Genomic DNA, 12,169 nt, shown 5'->3' on the forward strand with positions numbered 1-12,169 from the left:
CAGGCCTCCCCCATAGCCGCCCCCGCCGCTGCGCGGTGGGCGTGGCTCCATCGGCCGCGCTTCGTTGACCACGCAGTTGCGCCCGCCCAGCGGCTGGCCGTTCATGCCGGCGATCGCGGCCTGTGCCTCGGCATCGCTGCCCATTTCCACAAAGCCGAAGCCCTTGGAGCGGCCGGTGTCGCGGTCCATCATGACCTTGGCGCTGGTGACGGCGCCAAATCGGCCGAAAGTCTGTTGCAGATCGCTGTCGCTCACCGAATAAGGCAGGTTACCGACGTACAGTTTATTGCCCATAAAGGGACTCCTCAAAAACACATTGATAAAGCGATGGAGTCCCGAACACGCAGCCAACGACCTTCAAAGATGCGAACCCGACTGATCACCGCAAACCTGTGTGGTTATTCCGATTCCACACGCGCGCATTATGAGCGCGATATGGCGAAAGCCGTCAAGGGTTTGTTGAGTGCGCAAAGGCCCGTGGCGTGGGCCATAAAAAAGGGCCGCAAGGGCCCTTTTTTGTGTCTCTGGCGGGCCAAAAGCCCGCTGGATACTGGATAGCTTAGTAGCTGCTGCGGCCACCGCCGTAACCACCACCGCCGCCGCCGCTACGGCCACCGCCGCCGCCGCCGCCGCCGTAGCCACCACCGCTGCCGCCACCACCGTAGCCGCCACCACCACTGCCACCGAAGCCGCCGCCACCGCTACGCGGGGGACGTGGCTCCATCGGACGGGCTTCGTTGACCACGAGGTCACGGCCGCCGAAAGACTGGCCATTCATGCCCTTGATGGCAGCTTGCGCTTCTGCGTCGCTGCCCATTTCGACGAAGCCGAAACCCTTGGAGCGGCCAGTGTCGCGCTCCATCATGACTTTGGCGCTGGACACGGAACCGAACTGGCTGAACGCCTGTTGCATGTCTTCGTCGCGGAAGGAATAGGGCAGGTTGCCCACGTAAAGTTTGTTGCCCATAAAGGACTCCTGAAAAAAACTAAAAAGCGATGGAGTCCGATAAACGCAATCAACAAACCAATAACGACTTCAAAGACGCGAAACTGACCAATCACCGCAAACCTGTGCCCCTGATGAACAGAAACACCCAAGCATTATGCGGTATTTCGGGGCGGCGCACAAAAAACTTTGTTGCGTAGTAAAGGGCCGGTTGTTTTCATCCGCTCACTCTTCAGAATAATTGCGCCACTGGCGCAGGGCGTTGCGCAGGGTCAGCACCTGCCGCTCGAAGATAGGGCACGCGGTGCAGGCAGCCAGATGCAATCTCAAGGCAATACGCTCCATAACCGGCAGGACTCGGTCTTCCCGTGCTATTAAAAGCGCAGCAACTTGCTTGCAGGTACGTCGCAGGATCATGATGAAAGGGTCGTCGGGGCGTAGCCAAACCAGTTGAGTTCAAGGCACTCGCGCAGGCGCAGGCGGGCCCGGTGCAATTGCACATAGAGGTTGGTCGGGGTCAGCTTCAATTCCTTACAAATCTCTTCGCACGGCAATTCCAGCCATTCGCGCATCAGGAACACCCGGCCCATGGCGGCGGGCAGTTTCTCGGTGCATGCCTCCAGCACTTCAAAGAACTGGCGCGAGTTCAGGTCCTGTTCGGGGTTGCCCCAGTCGGCCGGCAGAGACGCAAAGTGATCCCCGTTTTTGAACACCAGCGCGTCCAGCTCCTCGCTGCCGTCGGCTGTGTCGTCTTCGCCGCCATAACTGACCTCGCGCGCGCGCTGGCGCAGCGTGTCCACTACCTTGTGTTTGAGGATGCCCACCAGCCAGGTTTTGAGCTGCGACTTGTTGTCAAAGGACTGCGGCCTCGACAGTGCGGCCAGCAGCGTCTCCGACACGGCGTCTTCGGCCCAGGCCTCGTTGCGCAGCTGCAGGCGTGCAAACCGCAGCAGGTAGCTGCGGTGTTCGGCGAGCTGGTTTTCGATGGACATGGGCGGCAATGAGCGAAAAAACATCATCGCACACGCCCGTGGCCGCGCAGCGCCCGGCCCGTGGCGCGGGCCAGTGCGCCATAGGGAACCAATCGTGTTTGTGTTACATCTATAAACAGAGGATCACCATGACGATTCCCCAGCAACCCTACGCCCAGTGCAGGAGCGGGTCATGAACAGCGTGGCCCGCTGGATCGGCCGGCGGATCGGCCACTACCTGACGCGCAGGAGCAAGGGCAGCGGCGTCGGCGCCGCGTGGCCCATCGATCCCGACAAGCTGGCGGCTTGCCTGCGCCCCGGCGACGTGCTGCTGGTGGAGGGCAACACGCGCATCAGCACGGCCATCAAGTACCTGACGCAGTCGACCTGGTCGCACGCCGCGCTGTTTGTCGGCGCGCAGGCGGACTCGCACGGACCGGACGGCCTGCCGCTGTGCCTGATCGAGGCCGATATGGAACTCGGCGTGCATGCCGTCGGCCTGGCGCATTTTCGCGGCCTGCATTGCCGGATCTGTCGTCCCGTGGGCATGACGCCCGGGGAGGTGCGGAGCGTGTGTGACTTCGCCCTGCAGCGGGTGGGCGAGCAGTACGACCTCAAGAATGTGGTGGATCTGGCGCGCTACCTGCTCCCGACGCCGCCGGTCCCGACCCGCTGGCGTCGGCGCATGCTGGCGCTGGGCAGCGGCGACCCCACACGGGCCATCTGCTCGACCCTGATTGCCCAGTGTTTCGAGTCGGTGCGCTACCCGATCCTGCCGCTGATCAAGATCGTGCACCTGCAGGACCCGGACCATGCCGATCATGTGCGCGAGATTGTGCATGTGCGGCACCACAGCCTGTACGTGCCGCGCGACTTCGACGTGTCGCCCTACTTTCAGATCATCAAGCCCACGCTGGCGGCCGGCTTCGACTACCACGCCCTGTCGTGGGAAGCGCTGGCGCCAGGCCCGGACGCGCCGCCCGCCCTACCAGCTGACCTCACGGTCTGAAGTGGCACCAATGCGGTGGATCGACAGGTCGGCCCCTTCAAACTCTTCTTCCTGACTCAGGCGCAGACCCATCGCGGCCTTGATCACGCTATAGACCAGCAGACCACCCAGCAGGGCCCAGGCGACACCCATGGTGGTACCGATCAGTTGCGCCACCAGACTCACGCCGCCGCGCCCGCCGAGCGCCTTGCTGCCGAAAATGCCGGCGGCCAGCCCACCCCAGCTGCCGCACAGTCCATGCAGCGGCCAGACGCCCAGCACATCGTCGATCTTCCATTTGTTCTGGGTCAGCGTGAACAGGGTCACGAAGATCGTGCCGGCAATGGCACCGACCACCAGCGCGCCCAGCGGATGCATCAGGTCCGAGCCGGCGCAGACCGCCACCAGCCCGGCGAGCGGGCCATTGTGGACGAAGCCGGGGTCGTTCTTGCCCACGACCAGCGCCGCCAGCGTGCCGCCGACCATGGCCATCAGCGAGTTCACGGCGACCAGTCCGGAGATTTTGTCGATCGTCTGCGCGCTCATGACGTTGAAGCCAAACCAGCCGACCGTCAGGATCCAGGCGCCCAGCGCCAGAAATGGAATATTTGACGGCGGATGGGCACTGATCGCACCATCTTTGCGATAACGATTACTACGCGCGCCCAGCAGGATCACCGCCGGCAACGCGAGCCAGCCGCCCACCGCATGGACCACGACGGAGCCGGCAAAGTCATGAAACGGCTGGCCGGTGACGGACTGGATCCAGGCCTGCACGCCAAAATTCTGGTGCCAGGCGATGCCTTCAAAAAATGGGTAGATAAAACCGACGATAACGGCCGTTGCGAGCAATTGAGGGTAAAAACGCGCACGCTCGGCAATGCCGCCCGAGATGATGGCCGGAATCGCGGCCGCGAACGTAAGCAGGAAGAAAAACCGTACCAGCTCAAAGCCGTCCTTTGCCGCCAGTTCCTCCGCACCCACAAAAAAGTGCGTGCCATAAGCCACGCCGTAGCCCACCAGAAAATAGGCGACGGTGGAGACCGAAAAGTCCGCCAAAATCTTCACCAGGGCGTTGACCTGGTTCTTTTTGCGAACGGTCCCCAGCTCCAGGAACGCAAAGCCGGCATGCATGGCCAGCACCATGATGCCGCCCAGCAGAATGAACAAGACGTCCGAGCCCTGTTTTAGTGCTTCCATAAACCCTCTTTCGAATGAAATGCCATAAATTGGTGCGTTCTTGATGAAACATCAGTGAATGCACCAAAACTAAGCAAAAATCGGGCCATCTGCGCCATAACCGTGCGGCCCGGCGCTGCCGCGACGGCAGGGTTGAAGGTGCCAGTCGTTAACATCGGCCAATGGAAGCCTTTTTTGTCTCCGCAGGGATCGTCGCGCTGGCTGAAATGGGGGACAAGACGCAGCTGCTGACGCTGGTCCTGGCGCTGCGCTTTCGCAGGCCCTGGCCCATCGTGCTGGGCATCTTCGCGGCTACCCTCATCAACCACACGCTGGCCGGCGCCGTGGGCGCCTGGGTTACCACCCAACTCGGCCCGCAGGCACTGCGCTGGGCGCTGGGCCTGTCCTTCATCGCCATGGCGGTATGGATGCTGATTCCCGACAAACTGGACGACGACGAGGTCGATAAAACGCCACGGTTTGGCGTCTTCGGCACGACCGTGGTCACGTTTTTTCTGGCCGAGATGGGCGACAAGACCCAGATTGCCACGGTCATGCTGGCCGCCCGGTACAACCCGTACTGGGTAGTGGCAGGCACCACTGCCGGCATGCTGCTGGCCGACGCGCCCGTGGTCTGGCTCGGTGAGCGCATGACGCGGCTGGTGCCGATCCGTGTCGTGCACAGGGTGTCGGCGGCCGTCTTTGCCGCGTTGGGGTTGTTTGCCCTGCTGGGCTAGGCGGTCAAAGCGGGATTGATATACTTTGAAATATTCTTCACCCACGCGCCGATTTGTTCCAGATTGCGGGCGCCGGAATCAGCGAGTTCCGAAATTCTGCTAAAGACGGCTTGCGCCTCCGATCAGATGACCCGGCCCGCTGTTTCAGCCGCGCCGGGTTTTTTATGTTGATTGCCACTTCCCTGACGATGCATTTTGACGATGCGCTGCTGCTGCAAAGCGGCGCATCGATTCGCGACTACGACCTGAGCTACGAGACCTACGGCAGCCTCAACGCGGACAGGTCCAACGCGGTGCTGATCTGTCATGCGCTGAATGCCTCGCACCACGTCGCGGGCACTTATGCCGGGCAGGACAGGAGCGAGGGCTGGTGGGACAACATGATCGGCCCGGGCAAGCCGGTGGATACAGACAAATTCTTCGTCATCGGCATCAACAACCTCGGCTCGTGCTTCGGCTCCACCGGCCCGATGCAGCCCGACCCGGATGCACCGGCGGGCTCCGGCAAGGTCTATGGCGCCGACTTTCCGGTAGTCACCGTCGAAGACTGGGTCGATGCCCAGGCCCGGCTGCTCGATGGGCTGGGCATCGAAGTGCTGGCCGCGGTCATGGGCGGCAGCCTGGGCGGCATGCAGGCGCTCTCGTGGACGCTGCAGTACCCGCAGCGTGTGCGCCACGCCGTGGTGGTGGCCAGCGCGCCCAACCTCACCGCCGAGAACATTGCCTTCAACGAAGTGGCGCGCCGCGCCATCGTGACCGACCCGGACTTCCACGGCGGGGACTTTTACCAATATGGCGTGATTCCCAAGCGCGGCCTGCGCATCGCCCGCATGATCGGCCACATCACCTACCTGAGCGATGACGTGATGAACGAGAAATTCGGTCGCAGTCTCAGGGCACCCACGCTCCCCGAGGGAGCTGGTCCGGCTGGGGGCGGCCCGGCGCCGGACCTGCGCGAGTACTTGTACAGCACCCAGGACGTCGAGTTCCAGATCGAGAGCTACCTGCGCTACCAGGGCGACAAGTTCGCCGAGTACTTCGACGCCAACACCTACCTGCTGATCACGCGCGCGCTCGACTACTTCGACCCCGCGCGCCGCCATGGCGGCGACCTGAGCCAGGCGCTGGCCGGCGCGCGCGCCGGGTTCCTGCTGGTGAGCTTCACGACCGACTGGCGCTTTTCGCCCAAACGCAGCCGCGAGATCGTCAAGGCGCTGCTCGACAACAACCGCGACGTGAGCTATGCGGAGATCGACGCGCCCCATGGGCACGATGCCTTTTTGCTCGATGATCCCCGCTACATGGGCGTTGTGCGCTCTTATTTTGATAGTAAAGTGGCCAGTCCGACGCATCGCGCCGGGGAGCAACCGTCATGAGTGACGCAGCCACCACGGCGTCGATCGCCCGTCTCGTGCCCGAAAAGGCGCGCGTGCTGGACCTCGGGTGCGGTGACGGCGCCCTGCTGGACCTGCTGCAGCGCGAACGCGGCTGCAGCGGCTACGGCATCGAGATAGCCGACGCCAACGTGCAGGCCTGCGTCAGGCGTGGCGTGAACGTGATCCAGCTCAACCTGGACGAGGGCCTGGCCATGTTCGACGACGCCTCGTTCGACGTGGTGCTGCAGATCGACACGCTGCAGCACCTGCGCAACGCCGAGATCATGCTGCGCGAGACGGCGCGCGTGGGCCGCATCGGCATCGTCGCTTTCCCCAATTTTGCGCACTGGCCGAACCGCCTGAGCGTGTTGCAGGGCCGCATGCCCGTGACGCGCCGCCTGCCCTACCAGTGGTACGACACGCCGAACATCCGCGTCGGCACGTACCGCGACTTCGAGGTGCTGGCGCAGAAAAACCATCTGCAAGTCCTCGACGCCTTCGGCTTGCAGGACGGCCGCGAGGTGCGCTTTCTGCCCAATGCGCGCGCCGGCACGGCCGTGTTCAAGTTCCAGCGCGGCTAGTTGGCGTCAGGCCGCCCCGGGGAGGCGGCGCCTCCTGGGACATGCGGCTCACTGGAAGTGGTAACGCAAGCCCAGGCTGAACTGGTTCAGCCCGGTGCGTCCGGTGCTTGCCGGGTCACCCACGTGGGTGTAGTGAATCAACTCCGCCGTGGCGTCGACGTTGCGCGTCAGCGCATAGCTGACGCCGGCGCCCAGCGCCAGCGACGTGCTGTTGTCGCTGTTGGACAGGCTGGTGGGCCCGCCGACATTGGAGTTCAGGTTCAGGCTGGTATGCCACTGCTCGACGCCGAGGCGGCCATAGACCGACCACTGCGGGTCGATCGGCACGATGCCCAGCGCGTGCAGGCCGAGCCCGTAGGATTTCCAGTTGCCCGAGGCCGTGTCCGCCGGCGACGAGAGAGCGGACTGCACGCCCATGTTGCCCACGTTGTCGTAGGTCCCTTCCAGTGCGAAATTCGGGGTGAACTGGTAACCCAGGCGCAGGCTGCCGTTGGTGTTCCAGGAATCGGCCGAGCTGCTGCTGTTGTAGCCCTGGCTGGCCAGCGATGGGTCTATTTTGGAGCCTAAATCACTGGCATGGCTGAAGGAAACCGAGCCGCCCAGGTACAGGCCGGTGCCCGCGTTGCCGTCCGCCGCATGGGCTGCGGGTGCGGCCAAAACGCCAGCGAGCGACACCACTCCGATGAATGGCCAGATGGTGTTCAGTTTCATAAACACTCCTTTCTCCCGAGGGGCCTGCGACCGGTACGTCCGGCAGCCCCATGACCCTATTAAAGCCCTCTTCGCTGTCAACGTGGTGAACCGTGCGTAAAGGCATCGTAAAGATTCCGGCCAGCAGTTTCCTGCCAGTCAACAGGCTACCACTTTGGGTGCCACAACGCCGAGCCGCTGCAGCAGTGCCTGTGCCGCCGCGGGCGCCCGCTCCTTCGCGCCGCTGATGAAAAAGGCAAACACGTCGCGCGGTTTGCCTGTCACGCCTTGGTTTGTTGCGCTCACGTGCGGCAGGTCCGCGGGTTCCCCGCCCTGGGCCCAGGTCTGCAGCCGCGCCGCCCACAGGTCGAGCGCGGCCGGCGCGTAGCCGCTTGGCCACGCCGCGCTGCTGCGCATCAACCGTGCGTAGATGAAATCGCCCGTCAGGTCGGCAAACGAGGGGTAGTCGTCCGAGTCGGCGAACACCGTGGCCGCCCGGTAGCGGCGCGCCAGTTGCAGGTACTCGGGCGTCATGAAGCTGGCATGGCGCACATCCAGCACATGGCGCAGCGGGCAGCCATCCACCTGTTTGGGCAGCAGGGCCAGAAAGGCCTCGAAGTCTTGCGGCTCGAAGCGTTTGCCAGGCGCAAACTGCCAGACGATGGGGCCGAGCCTGGACCCCAGTTCGCTGATGCCGCTCTGCACAAATTTGTCAATGCTCTCGCCCGCGTCGGCCAGCACCTTGCGGTTCGTCGCATGGCGCGAGGCCTTGAGGGAAAACACAAAGTCAGCCGGGGTCTCCTCGCGCCACTTCGCAAACACCGCGGGCTTTTGCGTGCCGTAATAGGTGCCGTTGACTTCGATGGCGGTGAGCTGGCGGCTGGCGTAATGCAACTCACGGCTGTGTGCCAGCCCTTCGGGGTAGAAGTTGCTGCCCCAGGGCTCGTAGGTCCAGCCACCGACGCCGACGCGCATGCGGGTTGTGGGGAACATGGCTATCTCTGTCGTGAGGTCTCCAGCCCGCGATCATCACCCGAATCGTCAGGCGCCGCCATCGCGCAGACGCGATCGGGTCGGCGTAACCAGGCGTAGCCATGCGCCGCAGTGCTTCCTGTGAAGGCACAATGGCGTTTCTTCGTTGACGAATGCCCCATGAAGTGTCTCCTGCGCTGGCTTGCCGTTGTCGTGTTCAGTACCTCGCTGGTCGCCTGCGCGAAGCCGCTGCTCAATCTCGGCCCGTTCAGCTACACCATCCCGCAGGCCCAGCTGCAGCAGGCAATTGCCAAACGCTTTCCGTACCGCCAGAGTCTGGGCGATCTGCTGGAGCTGCAGGTGCAGACGCCGCGCCTGTCGCTGCTGCCCGAGCGCAACCGCATCGCCACGGCGCTGGACCTGGCGCTGTCGGGGCGGCTCATGGGCGACGCCTACAGCGGCACCATCGGCATGGACTACGGCCTGCGCTTCGAGCCGCGCGACAACACCATCCGCATGACCCATGTGCAAGTCACCAGCCTGAATCTGGACGGCGTGCCCGCGCCCTACCAGGGCATGGTGCAGCGCTATGCGCCGCGCCTGGCCGAGCAGCTGTTCGACGATTTCCCGCTGCACCGGATCAGCGCCAAAGACATGGCCCGGGCCAGCGACTGGGGCTATGAACTCGGCGGGTTCAAGGTCACGCGCGAGGGCCTGCAGGTCACGCTCAACCCCAAGCCGGCGCCCGCCGCCGACGCCAATCAATAATCAACCGGTATCAACCAGGAGCCAGCGCCATGAATGCCCGAATTCCAGCCTCCGCCCTCAACCCCGCCGACGCCCTCACGCAAGTCAGCGCCCAGTGGGACAACGATCTTGTCAGGCAGCTCACTGATTACATCCAGATCCCCGCCAAGTCACCCGGGTTCGACCCCGACTGGGCGCAGCACGGGCACCTCGAGACGGTGCTGCGCAACGCCGCCGACTGGGTGCAGGCGCAAAAGGTGCAGGGCCTGAGGCTGGAGATCGTGCGGCTCGACGGGCGCACGCCGGTGCTGTTCTTTGAGGTCGCCGCGACCAAACCCGAATCGACGCAGACGGTGCTGATGTACGGCCACCTCGACAAACAGCCCGAATTCACCGGCTGGCGCAACGACCTCGGCCCCTGGACGCCCAAGTACGAGGACGGCAAGCTGTTCGGGCGCGGCGGCGCCGACGACGGCTACGCGGTGTATGCCAGCATCGCCGCGATCCAGGCGCTGAAAGCCCAGAAGGTGCCGCATCCACGCATCGTCGGCCTGGTCGAGACCTGCGAGGAGTCCGGCTCGTACGACCTGCTGCCCTATGTGGATGCACTGCGCCCGCGCCTGGGCGAGGTCGATCTGGTGATCTGCCTGGACTCGGGCGCCGGCAACTACGACCAGCTCTGGCTCACCAGCAGCCTGCGCGGCCTGGCCAGCGGCACGCTCAAGGTGGAAATCCTCACCGAAGGCGTGCATTCGGGCGACGCCTCGGGCCTGGTGCCGTCGAGCTTTCGCATCATGCGCCAGGTGCTGGACCGGCTCGAAGACAGCCAGACCGGGCGCCTGCTGCCGCAAAGCTTTCATTGCGAAGTGCCGCCCGAGCGGCTGGCGCAGGCGCGGGCCACGGCCGCCATCCTGGGCGACGAGGTTTACAAGCGCTTTCCCTGGGCGCATTACGACTGCGGCGGCGCCACGGCCTTCGCACTGCCGACCACCACCGAACCGGTGCAGGCACTGCTCAGCCGCACCTGGTTGCCCACGCTGAGCGTGACCGGTGCCGAAGGTTTCCCGGCCTTGCAAGACGCCGGCAACGTGCTGCGCCCCTACACCGCCTTCAAGCTCTCGCTGCGGCTGCCGCCGCTGGTGGATGCGGCGCAGGCGGTGCAACAGCTCAAGACCCTGCTGGAAGACAACGCGCCGTACCAGGCCAGGGTGACGTTCGAGTCCGGCGGCGGCGCCACCGGCTGGAATGCACCGGCCACGGCGCCGTGGTTCGAGCAGGCGCTGAACGAGGCCTCGCAGGCCCACTTCGGCGCGCCCTGCGGCTACATCGGCCAGGGCGGCACGATTCCGCTGATGAGCATGCTGTCCAAAGGGTTCCCGAAGGCGCAGATGATGGTCTGCGGCGTGCTCGGCCCCAAGAGCAACGCGCACGGCCCGAATGAATTCCTGCACGTGCCGTATGCCAAAAAGCTGACCGCGGCGGTTGCCCAGGTCATGGCCAGCCTGCCGTAAGTCCACCCGCCATGGCGGCCACGCACGGCGCGACGAGCGCCACCCTGTCCACCTTCACCGCGGCCGATGGCGAGAACCTGGCCCTGTACGACTGGCCGCTGCACGGCGGCGCGCGCCCGCGCGGCATGGTGCTGCTGGTGCACGGCCTGGGCGAGCACATGGGCCGCTACGAGAAAGTGGCGCGGCGCCTGGGCGACTGGGGCTTTGCGGTGCGCGGCTACGACCAGTACGGCCATGGCGAGTCGGGTGGCCCGCGCGGCGGCCTGACCTCCAGCACGCGCCTGCTCGACGACCTGGCCGATGTGGTGGACAGTGTCCGGGCCCAGCTGGCGCGCCGCAAGGCGCCGGCGCTGCCGCTGATCTTGCTGGGGCACAGCCTGGGCGGCTTGGTGGCGGCGCGCTTCGTCTCGCTGCAGCTGCGGCCGGTGGACGCGCTGGTGCTGTCCTCGCCCGCGCTCGATGCGGGGCTCAACGGGTTCCAGAAATTCCTGGTGGGGACGCTGCCCAAAATCGCGCCGAACCTGCGCGTCGGCAACGGGCTGAATCTGCAATACCTCTCGCACGATCCCGCCACCGTGGCGGCGTACCGGTCCGATCCGCGGGTGCACGACCGCATTGCGGCCCGGCTCGCGCTGTTCATCGCCGAGGCGGGGCGCGCCACGCTGGCTGAGGCGCCGCGCTGGCGCGTGCCGACCCTCTTGATGTGGGCCGGTCAGGACAAGTTGGTGAAACCCGCGGGCAGCCTTGCCTTTGCCGCCGCCGCGCCGAAGCAGGTGCTGACGGCGAAATGCTTCGATGGGCTGTACCACGAGATCTTCAACGAGCAGGATCCCGAACCTGTCTTTGCCGTGCTCAGGCATTGGCTGGAGCAGCGCTTCGCGGCCTGACGCGCCGCCGGGGATGACGGGTCAAAAGGCCCTCCAGCCCTGACCCATTAATCGCTGTCAGCTACGATTTATGTAGCAAACCGCCCAGCATCCCCATCAGGTCCCCCGCATTGCCCAAGCCGCCGGCCGGAGCCTGACCGTTGGGCGTGAGGTGGTTCACCAGCCCGGGCAGAATATTCGACAACTGGCCGGCCGCCTCATCGGGGCTCACGCCCAGCTTCGCCGCGATGTTGGAGATCGCACCCGAGCCGAGCACCTGCGTGAGCTGGTCGCCCGTCACCGGCTGGTTCTGGCCGTTGCCGATCCAGGAGCCGACCACATTGCCAAGGCCGGCCTGTTCGAACTTGGAAACCAGGCCGCCCAGGCCGCCGTGCTCGCCGTCGTTGCCAAGCATGCCGGTCACGGCCTGCAGCAACTGGGGATTGCTGGTGACCATGCCGATCAGGCCGCCCAAGCCGCCGCCTGCACCGCCCTGCGCCTGTTGTCCGCCTGTCATCGCACCTATTACCGAATCAAGCAAGCCCATGATGTTTCCTTGAAAAATGAATTGAACGACCCGCTACGCATTTTGGCCGCCACGCTGG

General features: G+C 64.8%; 15 protein-coding genes. 7 read left to right on the forward strand and 8 right to left on the reverse strand.

Features of this window, described 5'->3' with window-relative positions; genetic code table 11:
- The 4 genes from rbp (B0E49_RS08155) to B0E49_RS08170 all read right to left on the reverse strand — a co-directional run.
- The coding region (gene rbp / locus B0E49_RS08155; protein ID WP_144264494.1) for an RNA-binding regulator at nucleotides 1-294 on the reverse strand (294 nt) is incomplete at its 3' end.
- Nucleotides 295-559: 265 nt separating this feature from the next.
- Nucleotides 560-967 (reverse strand): RNA-binding regulator, encoded by a 408-nt coding sequence (gene rbp, locus B0E49_RS08160; RefSeq protein WP_077561699.1) that lies wholly within the window; start codon nucleotides 965-967, stop codon nucleotides 560-562.
- Between the two features lie 204 nt (nucleotides 968-1,171).
- A complete protein-coding gene (locus B0E49_RS08165) occupies nucleotides 1,172-1,363 on the reverse strand; it encodes a zf-HC2 domain-containing protein (RefSeq protein WP_077561700.1) in 192 nt (63 codons plus the stop codon).
- Nucleotides 1,360-1,938, reverse strand: coding sequence for a sigma-70 family RNA polymerase sigma factor (locus tag B0E49_RS08170; RefSeq protein WP_144264495.1), 579 nt, complete (start codon nucleotides 1,936-1,938; stop codon nucleotides 1,360-1,362). The genes B0E49_RS08165 and B0E49_RS08170 overlap by 4 nt, the downstream gene beginning before the upstream one ends.
- Nucleotides 1,939-2,110: 172 nt before the next feature.
- Here B0E49_RS08170 and B0E49_RS08175 point away from each other — a divergent pair, with 172 nt between their 5' ends.
- Complete coding sequence (locus B0E49_RS08175) at nucleotides 2,111-2,926, forward strand: C40 family peptidase (protein ID WP_077561701.1); 816 nt, start codon at nucleotides 2,111-2,113, stop codon at nucleotides 2,924-2,926.
- Here the strand turns inward: B0E49_RS08175 and B0E49_RS08180 are convergent.
- On the reverse strand, nucleotides 2,903-4,105 hold the full coding sequence (locus B0E49_RS08180; protein ID WP_077561702.1) for an ammonium transporter: 1,203 nt from the start codon (nucleotides 4,103-4,105) through the stop codon (nucleotides 2,903-2,905). The genes B0E49_RS08175 and B0E49_RS08180 overlap by 24 nt on opposite strands.
- A 161-nt stretch (nucleotides 4,106-4,266) precedes the next feature.
- On the opposite strand from B0E49_RS08180, the gene B0E49_RS08185 reads away from it, so the two are divergent.
- The 3 genes from B0E49_RS08185 (at nucleotide 4,267) to metW (ending at nucleotide 6,778) form a co-directional block, all read left to right on the forward strand.
- Nucleotides 4,267-4,821, forward strand: coding sequence for a TMEM165/GDT1 family protein (locus B0E49_RS08185; protein ID WP_077561703.1), 555 nt, complete (start codon nucleotides 4,267-4,269; stop codon nucleotides 4,819-4,821).
- Nucleotides 4,822-4,985: 164 nt separating this feature from the next.
- Entirely contained in the window at nucleotides 4,986-6,197 is a 1,212-nt protein-coding gene (gene metX / locus B0E49_RS08190) for a homoserine O-succinyltransferase MetX (RefSeq protein ID WP_077561704.1), read from the forward strand.
- Entirely contained in the window at nucleotides 6,194-6,778 is a 585-nt protein-coding gene (gene metW, locus B0E49_RS08195; RefSeq protein WP_077561705.1) for a methionine biosynthesis protein MetW, read from the forward strand. The genes metX and metW overlap by 4 nt, the downstream gene beginning before the upstream one ends.
- Before the next feature lie 48 nt (nucleotides 6,779-6,826).
- Here the strand turns inward: metW and B0E49_RS08200 are convergent, their stop codons facing one another.
- Both B0E49_RS08200 and B0E49_RS08205 read right to left on the reverse strand, forming a co-directional pair.
- Nucleotides 6,827-7,489 carry an outer membrane beta-barrel protein gene (locus tag B0E49_RS08200; RefSeq protein ID WP_077561706.1) on the reverse strand — a complete coding sequence of 221 codons (663 nt, stop codon included), beginning with the start codon at nucleotides 7,487-7,489 and terminating at the stop codon, nucleotides 6,827-6,829.
- A gap of 138 nt (nucleotides 7,490-7,627) precedes the next feature.
- Nucleotides 7,628-8,461 (reverse strand): DUF72 domain-containing protein, encoded by an 834-nt coding sequence (locus tag B0E49_RS08205; RefSeq protein ID WP_077561707.1) that lies wholly within the window; start codon nucleotides 8,459-8,461, stop codon nucleotides 7,628-7,630.
- A 159-nt stretch (nucleotides 8,462-8,620) separates the two neighbouring features.
- Between B0E49_RS08205 and B0E49_RS08210 the strand changes: the two genes are divergently transcribed.
- The 3 genes from B0E49_RS08210 to B0E49_RS08220 are packed head-to-tail and all read left to right on the forward strand — an operon-like array spanning nucleotide 8,621 to nucleotide 11,585.
- Nucleotides 8,621-9,208, forward strand: a complete 588-nt coding sequence (locus tag B0E49_RS08210) for a DUF1439 domain-containing protein (RefSeq protein ID WP_077561708.1) — start codon at nucleotides 8,621-8,623, stop codon at nucleotides 9,206-9,208.
- A gap of 29 nt (nucleotides 9,209-9,237) precedes the next feature.
- Complete coding sequence (locus B0E49_RS08215; RefSeq protein WP_077561709.1) at nucleotides 9,238-10,698, forward strand: M20 family metallopeptidase; 1,461 nt, start codon at nucleotides 9,238-9,240, stop codon at nucleotides 10,696-10,698.
- Nucleotides 10,699-10,709: 11 nt separating this feature from the next.
- Complete coding sequence (locus B0E49_RS08220) at nucleotides 10,710-11,585, forward strand: alpha/beta hydrolase (protein WP_077561710.1); 876 nt, start codon at nucleotides 10,710-10,712, stop codon at nucleotides 11,583-11,585.
- 61 nt (nucleotides 11,586-11,646) lie between these two features.
- On the opposite strand, the gene B0E49_RS08225 is transcribed toward B0E49_RS08220, so the two are convergent.
- Nucleotides 11,647-12,111 (reverse strand): YidB family protein, encoded by a 465-nt coding sequence (locus B0E49_RS08225; RefSeq protein ID WP_077561711.1) that lies wholly within the window; start codon nucleotides 12,109-12,111, stop codon nucleotides 11,647-11,649.
- Nucleotides 12,112-12,169: the final 58 nt, after the last annotated feature.

It is taken from the genome of Polaromonas sp. C04 (assembly GCF_002002705.1).
GTDB lineage: Bacteria > Pseudomonadota > Gammaproteobacteria > Burkholderiales > Burkholderiaceae_C > Rhodoferax_A.

Coding starts and splice junctions, on each gene's coding strand:
- B0E49_RS08175 (WP_077561701.1), top strand. CDS start 2,111: ATGAACAGCGTGGCCCGCTGGATCGGCCGGCGGATCGGCCACTACCTG.
- metW (WP_077561705.1), top strand. CDS start 6,194: ATGAGTGACGCAGCCACCACGGCGTCGATCGCCCGTCTCGTGCCCGAA.
- B0E49_RS08200 (WP_077561706.1), bottom strand. CDS start 7,489: ATGAAACTGAACACCATCTGGCCATTCATCGGAGTGGTGTCGCTCGCT.
- B0E49_RS08185 (WP_077561703.1), top strand. CDS start 4,267: ATGGAAGCCTTTTTTGTCTCCGCAGGGATCGTCGCGCTGGCTGAAATG.
- B0E49_RS08180 (WP_077561702.1), bottom strand. CDS start 4,105: ATGGAAGCACTAAAACAGGGCTCGGACGTCTTGTTCATTCTGCTGGGC.
- B0E49_RS08205 (WP_077561707.1), bottom strand. CDS start 8,461: ATGTTCCCCACAACCCGCATGCGCGTCGGCGTCGGTGGCTGGACCTAC.
- metX (WP_077561704.1), top strand. CDS start 4,986: ATGTTGATTGCCACTTCCCTGACGATGCATTTTGACGATGCGCTGCTG.
- B0E49_RS08165 (WP_077561700.1), bottom strand. CDS start 1,363: ATGATCCTGCGACGTACCTGCAAGCAAGTTGCTGCGCTTTTAATAGCA.
- B0E49_RS08220 (WP_077561710.1), top strand. CDS start 10,710: ATGGCGGCCACGCACGGCGCGACGAGCGCCACCCTGTCCACCTTCACC.
- rbp (WP_077561699.1), bottom strand. CDS start 967: ATGGGCAACAAACTTTACGTGGGCAACCTGCCCTATTCCTTCCGCGAC.
- B0E49_RS08225 (WP_077561711.1), bottom strand. CDS start 12,111: ATGGGCTTGCTTGATTCGGTAATAGGTGCGATGACAGGCGGACAACAG.
- B0E49_RS08210 (WP_077561708.1), top strand. CDS start 8,621: ATGAAGTGTCTCCTGCGCTGGCTTGCCGTTGTCGTGTTCAGTACCTCG.
- B0E49_RS08215 (WP_077561709.1), top strand. CDS start 9,238: ATGAATGCCCGAATTCCAGCCTCCGCCCTCAACCCCGCCGACGCCCTC.
- B0E49_RS08170 (WP_144264495.1), bottom strand. CDS start 1,938: ATGTCCATCGAAAACCAGCTCGCCGAACACCGCAGCTACCTGCTGCGG.